15 protein-coding genes are annotated in these 16,425 nt (G+C 71.1%); 12 read left to right on the forward strand and 3 right to left on the reverse strand.

Annotated elements, in window-relative coordinates; translation table 11 throughout:
- Window positions 1-20: 20 nt before the first annotated feature.
- Window positions 21-935 carry an SDR family NAD(P)-dependent oxidoreductase gene (locus tag PLJ28_RS05305; RefSeq protein WP_183530422.1) on the forward strand — a complete coding sequence of 305 codons (915 nt, stop codon included), beginning with the start codon at window positions 21-23 and terminating at the stop codon, window positions 933-935.
- A 156-nt stretch (window positions 936-1,091) separates the two neighbouring features.
- Here PLJ28_RS05305 and PLJ28_RS05310 read toward each other — a convergent pair whose 3' ends face one another.
- Genes PLJ28_RS05310 through PLJ28_RS05320 form a run of 3 tightly spaced genes read right to left on the reverse strand, consistent with a single transcriptional unit; the run spans window position 1,092 to window position 3,537 of the window.
- Entirely contained in the window at window positions 1,092-2,027 is a 936-nt protein-coding gene (locus PLJ28_RS05310; RefSeq protein WP_183530424.1) for an SDR family oxidoreductase, read from the reverse strand.
- A 44-nt stretch (window positions 2,028-2,071) separates the two neighbouring features.
- Window positions 2,072-2,749 (reverse strand): 3-oxoacid CoA-transferase subunit B, encoded by a 678-nt coding sequence (locus tag PLJ28_RS05315; RefSeq protein ID WP_183530426.1) that lies wholly within the window; start codon window positions 2,747-2,749, stop codon window positions 2,072-2,074.
- Window positions 2,746-3,537, reverse strand: coding sequence for a 3-oxoacid CoA-transferase subunit A (locus tag PLJ28_RS05320; RefSeq protein WP_298042700.1), 792 nt, complete (start codon window positions 3,535-3,537; stop codon window positions 2,746-2,748). Before PLJ28_RS05320 ends, PLJ28_RS05315 begins: the two co-directional genes overlap by 4 nt.
- Window positions 3,538-3,877: 340 nt before the next feature.
- Between PLJ28_RS05320 and PLJ28_RS05325 the strand changes: the two genes are divergently transcribed.
- The 11 genes from PLJ28_RS05325 to PLJ28_RS05375 all read left to right on the forward strand — a co-directional run bounded on the left by PLJ28_RS05325 (window position 3,878) and on the right by PLJ28_RS05375 (window position 16,405).
- Window positions 3,878-4,987, forward strand: coding sequence for an NDMA-dependent alcohol dehydrogenase (locus PLJ28_RS05325; RefSeq protein ID WP_324589950.1), 1,110 nt, complete (start codon window positions 3,878-3,880; stop codon window positions 4,985-4,987).
- Between the two features lie 24 nt (window positions 4,988-5,011).
- A complete protein-coding gene (locus tag PLJ28_RS05330; protein WP_324589951.1) occupies window positions 5,012-6,502 on the forward strand; it encodes an aldehyde dehydrogenase family protein in 1,491 nt (496 codons plus the stop codon).
- 14 nt (window positions 6,503-6,516) lie between these two features.
- A complete protein-coding gene (locus PLJ28_RS05335; RefSeq protein ID WP_298042704.1) occupies window positions 6,517-7,683 on the forward strand; it encodes an NDMA-dependent alcohol dehydrogenase in 1,167 nt (388 codons plus the stop codon).
- A gap of 10 nt (window positions 7,684-7,693) precedes the next feature.
- Window positions 7,694-8,257 carry a UGSC family (seleno)protein gene (locus tag PLJ28_RS05340; RefSeq protein WP_183530190.1) on the forward strand — a complete coding sequence of 188 codons (564 nt, stop codon included), beginning with the start codon at window positions 7,694-7,696 and terminating at the stop codon, window positions 8,255-8,257.
- Complete coding sequence (locus PLJ28_RS05345; RefSeq protein ID WP_221243879.1) at window positions 8,257-9,363, forward strand: hypothetical protein; 1,107 nt, start codon at window positions 8,257-8,259, stop codon at window positions 9,361-9,363. The genes PLJ28_RS05340 and PLJ28_RS05345 overlap by 1 nt, the downstream gene beginning before the upstream one ends.
- Window positions 9,356-10,228, forward strand: coding sequence for an SDR family NAD(P)-dependent oxidoreductase (locus tag PLJ28_RS05350; protein ID WP_221243878.1), 873 nt, complete (start codon window positions 9,356-9,358; stop codon window positions 10,226-10,228). The genes PLJ28_RS05345 and PLJ28_RS05350 overlap by 8 nt, the downstream gene beginning before the upstream one ends.
- A gap of 96 nt (window positions 10,229-10,324) precedes the next feature.
- Window positions 10,325-11,428, forward strand: a complete 1,104-nt coding sequence (locus PLJ28_RS05355; protein ID WP_183530188.1) for a zinc-dependent alcohol dehydrogenase — start codon at window positions 10,325-10,327, stop codon at window positions 11,426-11,428.
- 84 nt (window positions 11,429-11,512) lie between these two features.
- Window positions 11,513-12,562 carry an amidohydrolase family protein gene (locus PLJ28_RS05360; protein ID WP_183530186.1) on the forward strand — a complete coding sequence of 350 codons (1,050 nt, stop codon included), beginning with the start codon at window positions 11,513-11,515 and terminating at the stop codon, window positions 12,560-12,562.
- Window positions 12,563-12,706: 144 nt separating this feature from the next.
- Window positions 12,707-14,488 carry an ABC transporter substrate-binding protein gene (locus PLJ28_RS05365; RefSeq protein ID WP_183530184.1) on the forward strand — a complete coding sequence of 594 codons (1,782 nt, stop codon included), beginning with the start codon at window positions 12,707-12,709 and terminating at the stop codon, window positions 14,486-14,488.
- Window positions 14,485-15,519, forward strand: coding sequence for an ABC transporter permease (locus tag PLJ28_RS05370; protein ID WP_324589952.1), 1,035 nt, complete (start codon window positions 14,485-14,487; stop codon window positions 15,517-15,519). Before PLJ28_RS05365 ends, PLJ28_RS05370 begins: the two co-directional genes overlap by 4 nt.
- Window positions 15,506-16,405, forward strand: a complete 900-nt coding sequence (locus tag PLJ28_RS05375) for an ABC transporter permease (protein WP_183530180.1) — start codon at window positions 15,506-15,508, stop codon at window positions 16,403-16,405. The genes PLJ28_RS05370 and PLJ28_RS05375 overlap by 14 nt, the downstream gene beginning before the upstream one ends.
- Window positions 16,406-16,425: the final 20 nt, after the last annotated feature.

Below are 16,425 nucleotides of genomic sequence, written 5' to 3' on the forward strand. Positions count from 1 at the left end.
CCCTGACAGAAGGAGTCCTGATGGACCTGAACCTCGACGGCAAGGTGGCCCTGGTGACCGGCTGTGGTCCCAACATCGGCAGTGGCATCGCGCTCGCCCTGGCCCGCTACGGTGCGAAGGTGGCGTGCAACGACGTCTCCGCGGAGTCGATGGACGCCTGCATCTCCCGTATCGAGGCCCATGGCGGCGAGGCCATGGCGGCACCCGGTGACGTGACCGACGAGGCGCAGGTGGGCGAGTACGTCGGCGCCGTGCTCCGGCGGTGGGGGAGGATCGACATCCTCGTCAACAATGCCGCCCTGCTGGGCGGGCGCGGCGTGCTCGACGAGGACGCGGAGTCCTACGAGCGTGCGGTGCGGGTCTCCTCGCTGGGGTACTTCCTCAACACCAAGCACGTGGGCCGGGCGATGGCCGAGCGCGGGATCCGGGGGTCGATCGTCTGCGTCTCCTCGTCGAACGGATGGAGCGGGACGGCGGGGGTGATCGCCTATGCCTTCTGCAAGGGCGGGGTGAACAACTTCGTCCGCGCCGCGGCCATGGACCTGGCCCCCTACGGCATCCGGGTCAACGGCTTCACGCCCACCGCGCCGACCCCGGACAATCCGGACCTGCTGGCGGCCGGGGCGCGCGGCGTGCTGGACGGCCCGCCACCCCGGGGGACGGGACTGGGCGGTGCCGAGGGCGGGGAACCGTGGCGGCGCCCGAGCCGGTGGGGCGGTGACCGTCCCGCGCTGGTCCCGATGGGCACCACCGGCACGCCCACGGACATCGGCCACGCCGTGGCCTGGCTGTCCTCGGACTACGCGCGGCTCGTGACGGGCACGGACCTGGTCGTCGACGGCGGAGCCCGGGCCAAGAACTTCGCCTACCACCCGGCAGGGCCGGCGGAGCTCGCCGGGCCGGTCCCCGTGGTTCCCCTCGACCTGCGCGGTTGAGCGCCGCGGTCCGGCTGGGGAGGGGCCCGCAACCGACCGCGACGGGCGGCCGGGCATCCCGGCCGCCCGGCGCACGCCGGCGTCCGCGGTGCGTCCGTGCACCGGTGGCCGGTGATGCGGCCCCGCGGGCGGGCACTCGCGGGGCCGCATGGGCACTCAGGGGGTGAGGTCCACGGCCTGTCCCGGGTGGACCGGGGGCGGCAGCCGGTGGTCCTGTCCGTAGACGGGGGACGAGGTCAGGAACGGGATGGCCGCCGCCCGTTCGGCGTCGAGGGGCTCGTCCGGGAACGCGTCCTCGATGGTCCGGTGCCGGTCGACCACGCCGTCCCGGAACTCGGGGTGGGTCAGGATGAACAGGTCCCCGCGGCGCACTCCGGCCAGGACCCGCCGCCCGGCCTCCTCGGCGCTCATGTACGGCTGCCCGGCAGCGGCCTCCAGGTGACCGGGGTCCGGCCGCTCGTACCCCGAGGGGCCGTAGCCGGCGGGGCGATTGGCGACGGCCGCGGCGATGTTCGAGTGCGTCGGACCGGGACAGTAGGCGCTGACCCCGATGCCCTCCGGTGCCAGCTCGATGTGGAGGGCCTCGGACAGGGCGATCACCGCCGCCTTGGTCATCGAGTAGAGACCGGCGACGATCGGCATCAGCCCGGCCATGGACGAGGTGTTGACGATGTGCGCCCCGGTCCGCCCCGGGCTCTCCCGCCGCAGGAGGGGCAGGAAGGCCTGCAGCCCGTGGCCAACGCCCTTGATGTTGACGTCGATGAGCCAGTCCCAGTCCGCGGCGGTCGCGGCGCTGACGGGACCCGTCAGGCCGATCCCCGCGTTGTTGACCAGCAGGTCGATGCCGCCGGTCTCCTCCTCCACCCGTGCGGCCGCCTCCAGCATGGCGGGCAGGTCGGTGACGTCCACCTGGAGGGGGCGGGCGTCGAGACCGCGGGCGGTGAAGTCCTGCACCGTCTCCCGGAGGTGCCCGGGTGTCCTCCCCGTGACGTAGACGCGCATCCCGGCCTCCAGGCAGGCCGACGCGATGCCGCGGCCGATGCCGCTGCTGCCGCCGGTGATGACGGCGACCCTTCCCTCGAGCTGGTCCATGGGTGGTCTCTCCTTGCGCTCGCGATGATCCGGTCGTGGCGGTCTCAGCCGGCCAGCCGCTCGGTGTACTCGGCGGCCGTGTGCCGGCGGACCGTCTCGGGACTGACGCCGGGGGCGCACTCCACGAGGACCAGCCCACCGTCCTCCACGTGGAACACGGCGAGGTCGGTGTAGACGCGGGTGACGACGCGCGCACCCGTGAGCGGGAACGTGCACTGCCTCACCAGCTTCGGCAGCCCCTGCCGGTCGACGTGCTCCATGCAGATCCACACCTGCGGCGTCCCGGCCACGAGGTCCATCGCCCCGCCCACGGCGGGATTGCGTCCGGGAACGTACCAGTTGGCCAGGTCCCCGGTCTCGGAGACCTGGAGGGCACCCAGGATCGTGACGTCCAGGTGGCCTCCCCGGATCACGGCGAAGGACATCGCCGAGTCCACGATCGCCGCCCCCGGCCGCAGGGAGACCGGTTTCTTCCCCGCGTCGGTCAGGTCCGGGTCCTCATGACCCTCACCCGGGTGGGGTCCGAGGCCGAGCACGCCGTTCTCGGCGTGCAGGACGACCTCGACGTCCTCCGGGATGAAGTGGGGCACGGCCAGGGGGATGCCCACGCCCAGGTTGACGGTGTAGCCGTCGATCAGGTCCCGGGCCACCCGGGCGGCCACCTGGTCACGGGTCAACCCGCGAGGCGGGGCCGGGGCGGTCTCGGTCGGGGTCGGACTCATCGCGTCTCCTCGGCGGTCGGGATGGTGGTGTCGTGGTGGTCACCGGGCACCGTGCGCACGATGTGCGCCGTGGCGGGCACTGCTGCGGCCGTCATCACCACGTGGTCCACGAAGACGCCCGGCAGGTGGATGTCGTCCGGGTCGAGGACGTCGACGTCCACGAGCTCCTCGACCTCGACGAACGTGAGCCGGCCGCACATCCCGGCCAGCGGATTGAAGTTGCGCGCCGAGCGGCGGAACCGGATGTTGCCCTTGCGGTCCCCGCGGTGTCCCTTCACCAGGGCGACGTCGGCGCGGATGCCCCGTTCCAGCACGTGGGGACGGCCGTCGAAGTCACGGGTCTCCTTCGGCTCGACCCGAGCGTGGGGGTGTCCGTCCCGGTAGGACAGGGCGAACTCCCCGTCCGAGAGCATGGTCCGGGCCCCGGAAGGGGTGTAGAAGGCTGCGATGCCGGCCCCGCCGGCGCGCATGCGCTCGGCCAGGGTGCCCTGGGGGACCAGCTCGAACTCGACGCGACCGGCGAAGTACTCCGCGTAGAACTCCGGCAGGATCGGGAAGGACGCGGTCAGCCGGCGCAACCGGCCCTCCCGGAGCAACCGGCCCACGCCCTTGAAGTCCTCGCCGACGTTGTTGACGTACAGGTGCAGCTCGGTCTTGCCGAGGTCGCACAGCGCGTTCAGCAGGGCATCGGGACGGCCGGAGGCGCCGAAGCCCCCGACCGCGACGGTGGCGCCGTCGGGCACCGCGTCCAGGTGCCCGTGCAGGTCCTGGCGGAACTTGTCGATCACTTCGGCTCTCCGTTCATCGTGCATGGCCTCGGGAGGGGACGTCCGAGGTGGTCCAGGCCACGGCCCGTCTCCGACAGTGAACCCGCGCACCGGTGCGCGCACAGCACCCTTTCCACCGGACAGAACCCCGGGAGCGGGTCGGGGCCCGGGGGCCCCAGGACGACCGCTCGGACCGCCACCCACCACCGTGGTCCGGAACGCCGGCCTGCTTCCGCGCCACGGAAGGGCGCTGGTGATGGGCGTCACACCTGGGCGACGGTAGGTCCATCCTCCGGTGGTGCGGAGGCGGCCGAGGCCGTCAGCGTCCGGACCACGCCAGCTTCAGTCAGAAAGGGGTCCCATGAGCATGAAGACTCGGGCGGTCGTGTGCCGTGAGCCCGGACAGCCCTGGGAAGTCACCGAACTCGACCTCGATGAGCCCAAGGCCAATGAGGTCCGCATCAAGATGATGGCCGCCGGGATGTGCCACTCCGACGACCACATCCAGAAGGGTGACGCCCCCATGCGGATGCCCGTGGTCGGCGGACACGAGGGCGCCGGCATCATCGACGCCGTGGGCGAGGGGGTCACCCGTGTCAGCGTCGGCGACCACGTGGTGTGTTCCTTCATTCCCGCCTGCGGGTCCTGCCGCTACTGTTCCACCGGGCGCCAGAATCTCTGCGACTCCGGCAAGAACGCGGCCACCGGTGAATTCCCGGACGGGACGTTCCGGTTCCACCAGGACGGCGTGGACTTCGGCGGGCTCTGCGTGCTGGGAACCTTCTCCCAGTACACCGTGGTCTCCGAGTACTCCGTGATCCCGGTGCCGCAGGACCTGCCCTTCGACGTGGCCTGCCTGGTCGGCTGCGGCGTGCCCACCGGCTGGGGTTCCGCCGTCCACGCCGCCGGTGTCGAGGCCGGCCAGACCGCGGTGGTGTTCGGTGCGGGCGGCGTCGGCATGAACGCGGTCCAGGGGGCGGCCATGGCCGGTGCCCAGCGCGTCGTGGTGGTGGACCCCGTGGAGTTCAAGCGGGACAAGGCCCTCGAGTTCGGGGCGACCCACGTGTTCCCCACCGCCCAGGAGGCCACCGACTTCGTCGTCGAGTCGACCTGGGGGGAACTGGCGGACCACGCCATCATCACCGTCGGCAGCCTGCACGACGAGGTCATCCACGACGCCATCAACATCGTGGGCAAGTCCGGGCAGGTCACCATCACCGCCGTCGGCAACGGGTCCATCAGGGAACACCCGGGCATGCTGATCGGCTTCCAGCGGCGGATCCAGGGCGCCATCTTCGGCGCCTGCAACCCGCTGCACGACGTCCCCCGCCTGGTGAGCATGTACCAGAACGGCAAGCTCAAGCTCGACGAGCTCATCACGAACCGCTACAGCATGGACCAGGTCAACGAGGGATACCAGGACATGCTCGACGGCAAGAACATCCGCGGCATCATCACCATCGAGCACTGATCGAAGCGCGAGAGAGAGAACACCATGACTGCAGTCATCGACCCCCAGGAAGCACTCGACACCCCGTTGCTCCAGGACAATGTCCAGCTGATCGGCGGCGAGTGGGTCCCCGCCGCCGGCGGTGAGTCCATCGAGGTCATCAATCCCGCCAACCGCGAGGTCCTCGGGCGGGTGCCGCGGGGGACCGCCGAGGACGTGGACGCCGCCGTCCGTGCGGCCGAGCGGGCACTGCCGGCCTGGCGGGACCTCAACGCCACGGCCCGGGCGGGCCTGCTTTACCGCTGGGCCGAACTCGTGGAGCAGAACGCCCAGGTGCTCGACCAGCTCGAGTCCCGCGACGTCGGCCGTCCCCACTGGGGCCCCTCGCCGCTGGCCGGGATGATCCGCTTCATCGCCGGCCAGGCGGACAAGGTCCAGGGTGTCTCCCTGCCGACCTACTCCCCGGACGTCCTCGGCTTCACCCTCCGCGAGCCCTACGGCGTGGTGGGGGCCATCATCCCGTGGAACGCCCCCGGGCCGATGTTCACGAACGAGGTGGCCGCCGCCATCGCCGCGGGGAACACGATCGTCATCAAGCCGGCCGAGGACGCCCCCCTGGCCCCACTGGCCCTGGCCCGGCTCGCCCAGGAGGCCGGCATCCCCGGGGGCGTGATCAACGTGGTCACCGGCTTCGGCTCCGAGGCCGGGGCCGCCATCCCGAACCATCCCGGGATCCGGCGGGTGGGGTTCACGGGCTCCCCGGCCACCGGGTCGACGGTGATGGAGGCCTGCGCCCGGAACCTCATCCCCCTCCACCTGGAACTCGGCGGGAAGTCACCGCAGGTGATCTTCCCGGACGCGGACCTCTCCGTCGCGGCACCGGCGATCGCCACCGGCATCACCCTGAACACCGGCCAGATCTGTGCCGCGGGCTCCCGGGTGGTGGTGCACCGCAGCGTCCACCAGGAGGTGGTGGAGCGCCTCGCCGCCGCGATGCAGGAGGTCACGGTGGGCCCCTGGCACCAGAAGGTGAACATGGGGCCCCTGATCAACGGCCGCCAGCACGAGCGCGTCATGGGCTACATCGAGGCCGGCCGGGCCGGCGGTGCCGACCTGGTGCTGGGCGGGGACGCACCCTCCGGTGGCGACTTCGGGGACGGGTTCTTCGTCACCCCGACCCTCTTCGACAACGTCAGCCCGGACATGGCCATCGCCCAGGAGGAGATCTTCGGCCCGGTGCTCTCGGTCATCCCGGTGGACGACGAGCACGAGGCCGTCGAGGTGGCCAACGGCGTCGAGTACGGTCTGGTCGCCTCGGTCTGGACCGAGGACGTGGGCACCGCGGTGCGGATGTCCCGGGCCCTGCAGGCCGGCCAGGTCGGCGTCAACAACGCCCTGGGCGCCGGCGTCATCGGCGGGCCCTTCGGCGGATACAAGAACAGTGGCTTCGGCCGGACCATGGGCGCTGACGCCGTCCTGAACTGGACGCAGGTCAAGACCGTCTCGATGCGTGGCGCCGTGCGCCCCGGGAACTGAAAGGAGCCACCACCATGGCCATGACGACGTCTTCCGTCGCCACCGACGAGGCCGGGTCGACGACCCTCACCACGCGGGCCGCCGTCGCCCGCGGTCCCCACGAGGGCTGGCAGATCACCGAACTGCAGCTGGACCCCCCGAAGGAGCACGAGGTCCGCGTCCGCCTGCACGCCGCGGGGCTGTGCCATTCGGACCACCACATCACGGCCGGGGACGCCCCGGTCCGTTTCCCGATCGTGGGCGGCCACGAGGGCGCCGGCGTGGTGGAGTCGGTGGGTCCCAGCGTCACCCGGGTCAGGCCGGGGGACCGCGTGGTGTGCGCCTACATCCCGGCGTGCGGCTACTGCCGTCCCTGTTCGACCGGACACCAGAACATGTGCGTCAAGGGGCTCAACGCCGGGACGGGCATGTTCCTGGACGACACGTTCCGCTTCCACGACGAGGCCGGCGAGGACGTCGGCGGCTTCTGCACCCTGGGGACGTTCTCCCAGTACACGGTCGTCTCCGAGTACGCCGTGGTCCCGCTGCCGGACGACATCCCCTTCGAGCTCGGGTCCCTCGTCGGCTGCGGCGTCCCCACGGGCTGGGGGTCCGCCGTCTACGCCGCCGAGGTCCGCGCGGGGGAGACCGTCGTGATCTTCGGAGCCGGTGGCGTCGGGTCCAACGCCGTCCAGGGGGCCCGCTACGCCGGGGCCAAGAACGTCGTGGTCGTCGACCCCGTGGCGTTCAAGCGGGATTCGGCACTGGAACTGTTCGGGGCCACCCATGCCTTCGCCACGGCGCAGGAGGCCCACGACTTCGTCGTGGAGACCACCTGGGGCCAGCTGGCGGACAAGGTGATCATCACCGCGGACGTCGTCACCCAGGAGATGGCCAACGCCGGGATCGCGATGACCGGCAAGGGCGGCAAGCTGACCATCACCTCGGTGGGGCACCTCAACGAGCAGGCCGTCACCATCCACGCCGGCATGCTCATCAGTTATCAGCGCCAGATCCGCGGTGCCCTGTTCGGGGACTGCAATCCGCTCCACGACATCCCGAAGCTGCTGGGCCTGTACCGGTCCGGGGACCTCAAGCTCGAGGAGCTCATCACGCGCCGGTACGCCCTCGACGAGGTCAACACGGCATACGAGGACCTGCTCGCGGGCCGGAACATCCGCGGCATCATCGTCCACGACTAGGGGAGACACCATGAGTCACACTCTTCACGGGATCCTCGATCCCACCGGGGCGGGCCCTGCCCAGGTGCAGGCCCCGCCGGTGGCCGACCGGGCGCGACGGCCCCCGTCCCTGGCCGGCCTGCGGGTCGGCCTGCTGGACAACACCAAGCACAACGCCCTGTTGTTCCTGCGTGCGGTCGGTGACCTGCTGACCACGGAACACGGCGCGCGGGAGGTGAGCATCGTGGAGACCAAGCAGAACTTCTCGGTGCCCGTCGACCGCAGCATCGTCGACCGGTACCGGGAGCACTGCGACGTGGTCATCACCGGGGTCGGAGACTGCGGGTCGTGCAGCGCCGCCGCCGTGGCCGACGGCATCGCCTTCGAGCGCGCCGGACTGCCGGCCGCCGTCGTGCTCACGGACGCCTTCGACATCACCGGCCGGGCCATGGCCCAGGTGCAGGGCGACGCCGACTACGAGTGGGTGGAGACCGAGCATCCGATGGCCGTGCTCACCGAGGACGAGGTCCGGGCCCGCGCCCGGACCCTCGTGTCCGAGATCGTCGGCCGCCTGACGATGGCGGAGGCGGCGTGATGGACGCCGGACAGAACGGCCACCAGCGCGTGGACGCGACGATGGCCCAGGCGGCCATCGAGTACGCCTACGACCAGGGATGGTCGGACGGGCTGCCGCTGGTCCCGGCCACGAGGGACCTGGTCGACCGGTTCCTGGCCGCCGGCGGCCGGCCCGCCGACGAGGTCATCGGCCACCTGCAACAGGTGGACCGCACCGTCACGGTCGAACTGCTGGCCATCAACGCCGCGATGGCGGGATGCCGCCCGGAGTACTTCCCGGTGGTGCTGGCGGCCTGGCGGGCGCTGACCAAGGAACGGGCCACGAGCGGCGGCGGCTGGCAGTCCACCAGCGGACCGGCACCGCTGGTGATCGTCAACGGAGCGATCCGCACGGAGCTCGGCATCAACCACTCCGGGGGCGTCTTCGGCCCGGGCTTCCGCCCGAACGCGACGATCGGCCGGGCGATCGGGCTGACGGTCCGCAATGCCTACGGCATCCGGCCCCATGAGCTCGAGCAGGCGACGCAGGGCCTGCCGGGCCGGTGGTCGATCGTGGTGGCGGAGAACGAGGAGGAGAGCCCCTGGCCACCCCTGGCCGAGGACCTCGGCGTGCCCGGTGACGCCGTGACCACCACGCTGTTGCGGACCTGCGAGTTCGTGGACAACCGGCACACCTCCGACCCCGAGCAGCTGCTGGCGGACTTCGCGGACACCATCGGGCGGTCCGGGGCCTGGATCTTCCAGCACGCCGGAGCCGGTGTGGTGCTGTGCCCCGAGCACGCCCAGCTGCTGGCCCGGGCGGGGTACTCGCGGCGGGACGTGGCGCGGTGGCTCGTGGAGCACTCCGGACGGACCACCGCGCAGCTGCAGGCCGTCGGCAAGGACGACGCCGGGCAGAACGGCGTGCGCTTCCCGGGGCAGGGCGGGGACCCGGAGCGGTTCCAGCCCACCCTGGCCGATCCGGACAGGGTGATCGTGGCCGTGGCCGGTTCGCGCAACGCGGGCATCTCCATGGTGGTCCGGTACTTCGCGGACTGGTCCGGGACGCCCGTGCCCGTGATCGGCCCGGAGGCGGCGGCCACCACCCATGACGGCACGATCCCCGAGGGGGCACTCCATGGCTGAGACCACACTGGCGGCGCGGACGGGCACCGCCCGGGACGCGGACCCGCTCGAGGACCCCATCCTGCCCGGTGAGCGCGGCTGGATGGAGGGGCGCCGGATCCTGATCACGGGAGCCGGCCAGAACGGCGGGCTGCCGGGCGTGGGCTACGCCATCGCCCGGCTCGTGGCCTCCCACGGCGGCTCCGTGGCGGTGCTGGACCGAGACGCGGGAGCCGCCCAGCGCACGGTGGACCGCATCGTCACGGCCGGGGGCACCGCCGTCCCCGTCGTCGCGGACGTCACCGCCGACGAGACCTGCGGTCAGGCGGTCACCCGGGCGGCGGAGCTGCTGGGCGGTCTCGACGGGCTGGTGAACAACGTGGCCAGCGGGGACCGGGCGGGGATCTTCGACGTCACCCCGGACCGCTTCCAGGAACTGCTCTCCCTCAACCTGGTCTCGGCATGGTCGGCCACGCGCCACGCCGTCCCGCTGCTGCCCGCGGGCAGTTCCATCGTCAACATCTCCTCGGTGGGCGTGCGCGCCCGCGGGCCGGGCATGCCGTACTGCGTGGCCAAGGCGGGACTGGAGAACCTCACCGAGGGGGCCGCCACCACCCTGGGTCCCCAGGGGATCCGCGTGAACTGCGTGGAGGTCGGTGCCATCTGGGGCTCGTTCGCCGCCGCCAACATGGACGAGCGCTTCCGGGAGCCGAGGCGCCAGTCCACCACCCTCCAGAAGGAGGGCAGCGCGTGGGACATCGCCCACGCCGCGCTGTTCCTCCTCAGCGAGCAGTCCCGCTGGCTCACCGGCCAGATCCTGGCCGTCGACGGCGGCCCGGCACGCCATGCGCCCCCCGGGCCCCCGGTCACCTCCGTGGCCGGCTGACCCCTCCGCCGGCCCGGCGCCGGCACCGTCCTCCACCACCACCCTGCAGCGCCACGTGGCCAGGGCCACGTTGCGTTGCCGACCGAAAGGCGAATCATGGCCGAGACCATTCGCGCGGCCGTGCAGACCGGCCCCCGGCAGATCGAGATCCGAGAGTTCCCCCGCCCCGCCATCGGGCCGGACGACGGCCTGCTGCGCGTGGAGGCCAACGGCATCTGCGGCAGCGACATCGAGATCTACCGGGGCCACATGGGCATGACCTCCCAGCCCTTCGTCCCGGGCCATGAACCGGTGGGCATCATCGAGGAGCTGGGGGAGCGGGCCGCCGAACGCTGGGGCGTGTCCGTGGGCGACCGCGTCGCCCTGGAGGTCATCGTGCCCTGCCGGTCCTGCGCGGACTGCCTGGTCGGCCGGTACCAATCATGCCGCCGCAGGCGGCACTCGCACGGGGTGACCGGGATCGACGACGCACCGGCCGTCGTCGGGGGCTTCGCCGAGCACCTGTACCTGGACCCGAACGCCGTGATGCACCGCATCGACAACTCCCTGCCGATCGACATCGCCGCCATGTACAACCCCCTGGGGGCCGGCGTCCGCTGGGCCGTGGACCTCGGCGGTGTCGGAATGGGGGACACGCTCGTGGTGCTCGGCGCCGGCCAGCGGGGCATCGCCGCGGTCATCGCGGCCAAGGCCGCCGGCGCCCGGCAGGTGGTGATCACCGGCCTGGAGGCGGACCGGCACAAGCTCGAGGTGGCGCGCCAGCTGGGCGCCGACCACACCGTCGTGGTGGACGGGCCGGACGCGCAGGACGTGGTCGAGGTGGTCTCCGGCCTCACCGCGGGGCGGATGGCCGACGTCGCCCTGGACCTGACGCCCATGGCGGCCGGGCCGGTGACGGACGCCCTCAACGTGGTCCGGCACGGTGGGCGCGTGGTGCTCGCCGGGCTCAAGGGGGGCCGGGAGCTGCCGATCAACACCGACCTGATCATCAACAGGGCACTCAGCGTCCAGGGCGCCTTCGGCGTGGACGCCGCCGCGAACGCCAAGGCCATCTCCCTGCTCGAGTCCGGTCGGTTCGACTTGGCCCGGATGCACACTCACACCTTCGGGCTCGACCAGGTGGCGGAGGCCATCGAGACCCTCGCGGGCGAGCGCGGGGACGGCACTGCCCTCCACGTCACCGTCGAGCCCCACCGCTGAACACCGGCAGCGGCCGGCCACCGGCACCGCCGGCACCGGCCGGCCCCATCAACCACACCCTTCGAGGAAAGCGCGGAGAACCCCATGATCATCGACGCACACGCCCACGTCCTGCCGGCCGACTATCCACAGGACGCCCCCTCGTGCTTCCCGTCCATGCACGCGGTGGACGGGTCCACGGACCGGATGCTCGAGTTCGGACCGATGCGGTTCCGGGCCCGGGACGCCTTCTTCGCCGCGGAGCGCCGGCTCGAGGAACAGGATGCCTCGGACGTCACCGCGGAGGTGATCAGTCCCATGCCCCCGCTGTTGCGCTACGACCTCCCGGACCAGGACGGCCTGACGCTGGCGCGCCACGTGAACGAGTTCACGGCCGGGATGTGCTCGGTGGACCCGGGGCGGTTGTTCGGGCTCGGCATGGTGCCGATGCAGTCACCGGACGCCGCCACGGCGGAACTGCGGGCCATCAGGGACCTGGGCCTGGCGGGCGTGGAGATCGCCTCGAACGTCCTGGGTGAGTCGATCGGCCATGAGCGGTTCCTCGACTTCTTCCGGGAGGCCGAGCGGCTGGGGCTGAGCGTGTTCGTCCACGCCATGCCGTCGCCCATGTCCCGGCTGCCCGCCTCGGCCATGGGCACGTACGTGGTGGGCGTGGAGGGGATGTTCGCGGCCGGCTCGATGGCCCTGGGCGGCACGGCCGCCGCCTGCCCGGACCTGCGGATCTCGTTCAGCCATGCCGCGGGCGGCTTCGCCATGATGCTGCCCCGTGCCCAGTACTTCTGGGGTGGCGCCTGGAACGAGGGTCCCGTGGACCCGGAGCGGGCGGTGATGCACGACGACGGCCCGTCGCCGCTCGAGATCGCCCGGCGGTTCTACTACGACTCGATGGTCTTCGACCATCGGGCCATCCGCTACCTCATCGACCTGCTCGGTGCCGACCGGCTGCTCGTCGGCTCGGACTTCCCGGCGATGCTGCGCGAGGAGCCGGTGGCCCGGACGTTGCGGGAGATGGACCTGCCGGTGGAGGACTGGGAGGCCATCGCCTCCCGCAACGCCCTCCGGTGGCTGGGGAGGGACGGAGACCCCGACCTGCGGGCAGGCGCCGTGGCGGCGTCACCGGCCACCCTTCCCTAGCCCTTTCGCCGGACGGAAAGCGCGTGGTGACCCACTCAACCGCTCGGCCACACTCACAGAACAACCAGACGTGACCTGGATCACAAGTGACCGGTCCCGTGCACGACCCGCTCGTACCCCTACCGTCTTCCCCTGGGAGTCCTCATGAACAGCAACCCCCGCCGCCCTGGCACCCGTCGTCGGCTCTACGGGGCCGCGGCCATCACCCTCACCGCAGGCCTGGTCCTCTCCGGGTGCGGATCAGCCGGAGAGCCCGCGGAGAACGCCGCGGACGCGGCCCAGGCCGAGCCGCAGGCCGGCGGCGACCTGACGGTCCTCATGGACGCCGGGTTCGGCGGGGGCTGGTCCACCGGGCTGGATCCCGCGACCAGCAACACCGTCGGTGCGAACCTGGGGCAGAACGCCGCGATCTTCGGTGGCCTGTTCACCCTCGAGGCGGATGAGGAGGGCAAGGACGCGCAGATCGTGCCGAACCAGGCCGAGAGCTTCGAGTACGCCGAGGACGGCAAGAGCGTCACCATCAAGATCCGTGAGGGCATCACCTTCACGGACGGCACCCCGATGGACGCCCAGGCGGTGCTCTGGAACTGGATCCGGCACCTCAGCGCCGGCAGCACGGGCGCCCCACGCATCGCCCTGGACATGACCCGGGAGGCGCCCGAGCTCGACCAGCAGTTCCTGGACGACCTCTACGCCTCCCTGCCGGACGACGTGGACAAGAAGCTGGTGGAGCAGCGCCTCGGCGCCCTGGAGGTCGTGGACGACCAGACCCTGACCATCCACTTCGCCGACCCCAACGGTGCGTTCGTCAACACGATGCCGTCCACGAACATGAACCTCATCGGCTCGCCCACGGCCTACAAGGAGTTGGGCGCGGAGGAATTCAGCCGCACTCCGGTCGCGGCCGGGCCGTTCAAGGTGGTCCAGAACAGCCTGAGCGAGAAGCTGACGCTGGAGAAGAACGAGGACTACTTCAAGGAGGGGCTGCCCTACCTGGACGATCTCACCTTCCAGTCCGTGGCCGGTGACCAGGTGGCCTACCAGACCCTGCAGGCCGGCCAGGGGGATGCGATCGAGGGCCTCTCGGCCGTCACCCTGATCACCCAGGCCCAGAACAACCCGGACCTGACGACCACCCTGGGCGCACCGACCTCCCCCTACGTCATCCAGTTGAACACCCGTCAGGAACCCTTCGACGACAAGCGCGCCCGTGAGGCCATCTACTACGCCACCGACTTCGAGGCCATCAATGAGGGCCTCTTCCAGGGGCAGGGTGACATGAGCCAGAGCTTCACCGCCTCCGGCGGGTTGTTCCACCAGCCCGAGGTCGAGGGGTACCGCACCCATGACCCGGAGAAGGCACGGCAGATCGTCGAGGAACTGGGCGGGCTGACCGTCAACCTGGGGACCACGGACATCGTGACCGCCCGGTCGGTGACCACGGCACTGCAGACGCAGTGGGCGGAGGCCGGCATCGACGTCGAGATCGAGGCCCAGCCCCTCGGCGACGTGATCACCAAGTTCACCAGTGGTGAGTGGGAGTCCATGTTGCAGACCGCCGGCGCCTGGGAGCCGGCCGCCGGCATCGGCGTCTCCGTGCGGTTCGGCTCCAGCTCACCGTTCAGCGGCACTCCGCTGCCGGACGGTGCGGCCAACGCCACGGAGGCCTTCAACCAGGGGCTGACCACCGAACTCGACGACGTGCTCGCCGAGGCCGTCGGCACGGTCGACGAGCAGGAGCGTGGCCAGTACTACCAGGAGGCGGCCAAGCTGATCTCCGATGAGGCGTACGGCCCGTTCGGTTTCGCCTTCTCCCCGGCCCAGGTGGTCCGTGAGGGAGTCCACGGGCCGGGCCTGACCACCCCGATCCCGGCGCTCACGGTCAACTCCACGGTCCTGTACGACCGGGTCTGGGTCGAGCAATGACCGGTGCCTCCGTCCTGGACGCCCCGCGCCGCCCGGACGCCGATCGCGGGTTCGGGCGGAGCGGGGCGGGGTCGCCCTTCGTCCGCCTGCTGGCCAGGCGGCTGCTCATGGCCATACCCCTCCTGCTGGCGGTCAGCGTCCTGGTGTTCCTGCTCCTGGAACTGATGCCGGGAGACCCCGCCCGCAATCAGGCGGGCATGGACGCCTCGGAGGAACAGGTCGAGGCCGTGCGGCGCCGGATGGGACTCGACAAGTCCCCCGTCGAACGCTACTTCGGGTGGCTCTTCGGCATCTTCCGGGGAGACCTCGGCCGGTCGTCCGTCAGTGGGCAGTCGGTCGTGGACATGCTCGGCGACCGTGCCCCCGTGACCCTGGAACTGGTGACCCTGGCGTTCGCCGTGTCCCTGCTCATCGCCATCCCCGTGGCCCTGATGGCCGCCCGCCGTCCCGGCGGCATCTTCGACCGTACCGTGATGGTCGTGTCGATGACCATGCTGGCCGTGCCGAACTACGTCCTGGCGATGCTCCTGGTCCTCGTGTTCGCCATCATGCTGCGCATGCTGCCGGCCATCGGCTTCGTCCCGCTGGAGGAGGGGCTGCTGCCCAACCTGCGCTCCGTCCTGCTCCCGGTCCTGGCCCTGGCGGTACCCCTGGCGGCGTTCTACACCCGGTTCCTGCGCGGGGACCTCGTGGAGCAGATTAACGCGGCCGACTACATCGACACGGCCCGCGCGAAGGGCGTGGGCCCGTGGCTGGTGCTGTGGTTGCACGCCTTCCGGAACTCCTCCTTCGGCCTGCTCACCATCGTCGGGCTGAACATCGGCACGTTGGTGGGCGGCACCGTGATCATCGAGCAGATCTTCGCCATGCCCGGCATGGGAATGATGATGCTCGAGGGTGCCATGTCCCGGGATGTCGCCGTGGTGCAGATGTGCGTGTTCGTGTTCGCCGCCGTGGCCATCCTGGCCAATCTCTTCGTTGACCTGATGTACGCCGTACTCGACCCGAGGATCCGCTATGGCAGTCACTGAAGCCCCCGCTGCCGCCGTCGTCGCGGTGCCGGCGCCGGACGTCCTGGACCCCGAACGCGGGTCCCTGCGCTGGGCCGGTATCCGCCGACGGCTGGTGCTGGGCATCCCGCTCGGCTTCGTCGCACTGCTGATCCTGGCGTGCTTCGTCGGCCCCCTGGTCCTGCCCCTGCATCCACCGGTGGGCGGAGACATCCTCAACAGCGCCCTGCCGCCCGGTTCGCCGTCCCACCCGCTCGGCACGGACATCAACGGCAATGACGTGCTCTCACGCCTGCTGCACGGCGGGCAGTCCTCGCTGCTCGTGGCGATCTCCGTCAACCTGATCGGGCTCGTGGTCGGCGGTGGCATCGGAGCACTGTCCGGTTACGCCGGTGGCTGGGTGGACAACGTCATCATGCGCGTCCTGGACGTCTTCATCGCCTTCCCCTCGCTGGTGCTGACCATCGCGATCGCCCAGGCGCTCGGGCCCAGCCTGCCGAACACGATCCTGGCGCTGACGGCCTTCAGCATCCCGGCCGTCGCCCGCGTCGCCCGCTCGGCGACGCTGCGGATCAAGACCATGCCGTTCGTCCAGGCCGCGGAGCTCAGCGGCAGTCCGGCCTGGCGGATCCTGCTGCGGCACATCGCCCCGAACATCACGCCCCAGATGCTCAACTTCGCGATGCTCGGGATGGGAATCGTCATCGTCACGGAGGGTGCGCTGAGCTTCCTGGGGCTGGGTATCCCGGCTCCCAACCCGAGCTGGGGAAACATGATCTACGAGGGCCAGCAGTCGATGTCGGCGACCCCGTTGCTGGTCCTGTGGCCCAGCCTGGCCCTGTTGGCCACGGTGCTGTCCTTCAACCTGCTGGGCGAGAACATCCGAGATGAGATGAGTGGACGATGAGCGTGGTGGGAACCTCAGTG

It is taken from the genome of Citricoccus sp. (assembly GCF_035445025.1).
Classification (GTDB): domain Bacteria; phylum Actinomycetota; class Actinomycetes; order Actinomycetales; family Micrococcaceae; genus Citricoccus.

Coding starts and splice junctions, on each gene's coding strand:
- PLJ28_RS05370 (WP_324589952.1), top strand. CDS start 14,485: ATGACCGGTGCCTCCGTCCTGGACGCCCCGCGCCGCCCGGACGCCGAT.
- PLJ28_RS05340 (WP_183530190.1), top strand. CDS start 7,694: ATGAGTCACACTCTTCACGGGATCCTCGATCCCACCGGGGCGGGCCCT.
- PLJ28_RS05365 (WP_183530184.1), top strand. CDS start 12,707: ATGAACAGCAACCCCCGCCGCCCTGGCACCCGTCGTCGGCTCTACGGG.
- PLJ28_RS05305 (WP_183530422.1), top strand. CDS start 21: ATGGACCTGAACCTCGACGGCAAGGTGGCCCTGGTGACCGGCTGTGGT.
- PLJ28_RS05315 (WP_183530426.1), bottom strand. CDS start 2,749: ATGAGTCCGACCCCGACCGAGACCGCCCCGGCCCCGCCTCGCGGGTTG.
- PLJ28_RS05325 (WP_324589950.1), top strand. CDS start 3,878: ATGAGCATGAAGACTCGGGCGGTCGTGTGCCGTGAGCCCGGACAGCCC.
- PLJ28_RS05360 (WP_183530186.1), top strand. CDS start 11,513: ATGATCATCGACGCACACGCCCACGTCCTGCCGGCCGACTATCCACAG.
- PLJ28_RS05375 (WP_183530180.1), top strand. CDS start 15,506: ATGGCAGTCACTGAAGCCCCCGCTGCCGCCGTCGTCGCGGTGCCGGCG.
- PLJ28_RS05355 (WP_183530188.1), top strand. CDS start 10,325: ATGGCCGAGACCATTCGCGCGGCCGTGCAGACCGGCCCCCGGCAGATC.
- PLJ28_RS05345 (WP_221243879.1), top strand. CDS start 8,257: ATGGACGCCGGACAGAACGGCCACCAGCGCGTGGACGCGACGATGGCC.
- PLJ28_RS05335 (WP_298042704.1), top strand. CDS start 6,517: ATGGCCATGACGACGTCTTCCGTCGCCACCGACGAGGCCGGGTCGACG.
- PLJ28_RS05310 (WP_183530424.1), bottom strand. CDS start 2,027: ATGGACCAGCTCGAGGGAAGGGTCGCCGTCATCACCGGCGGCAGCAGC.
- PLJ28_RS05330 (WP_324589951.1), top strand. CDS start 5,012: ATGACTGCAGTCATCGACCCCCAGGAAGCACTCGACACCCCGTTGCTC.
- PLJ28_RS05350 (WP_221243878.1), top strand. CDS start 9,356: ATGGCTGAGACCACACTGGCGGCGCGGACGGGCACCGCCCGGGACGCG.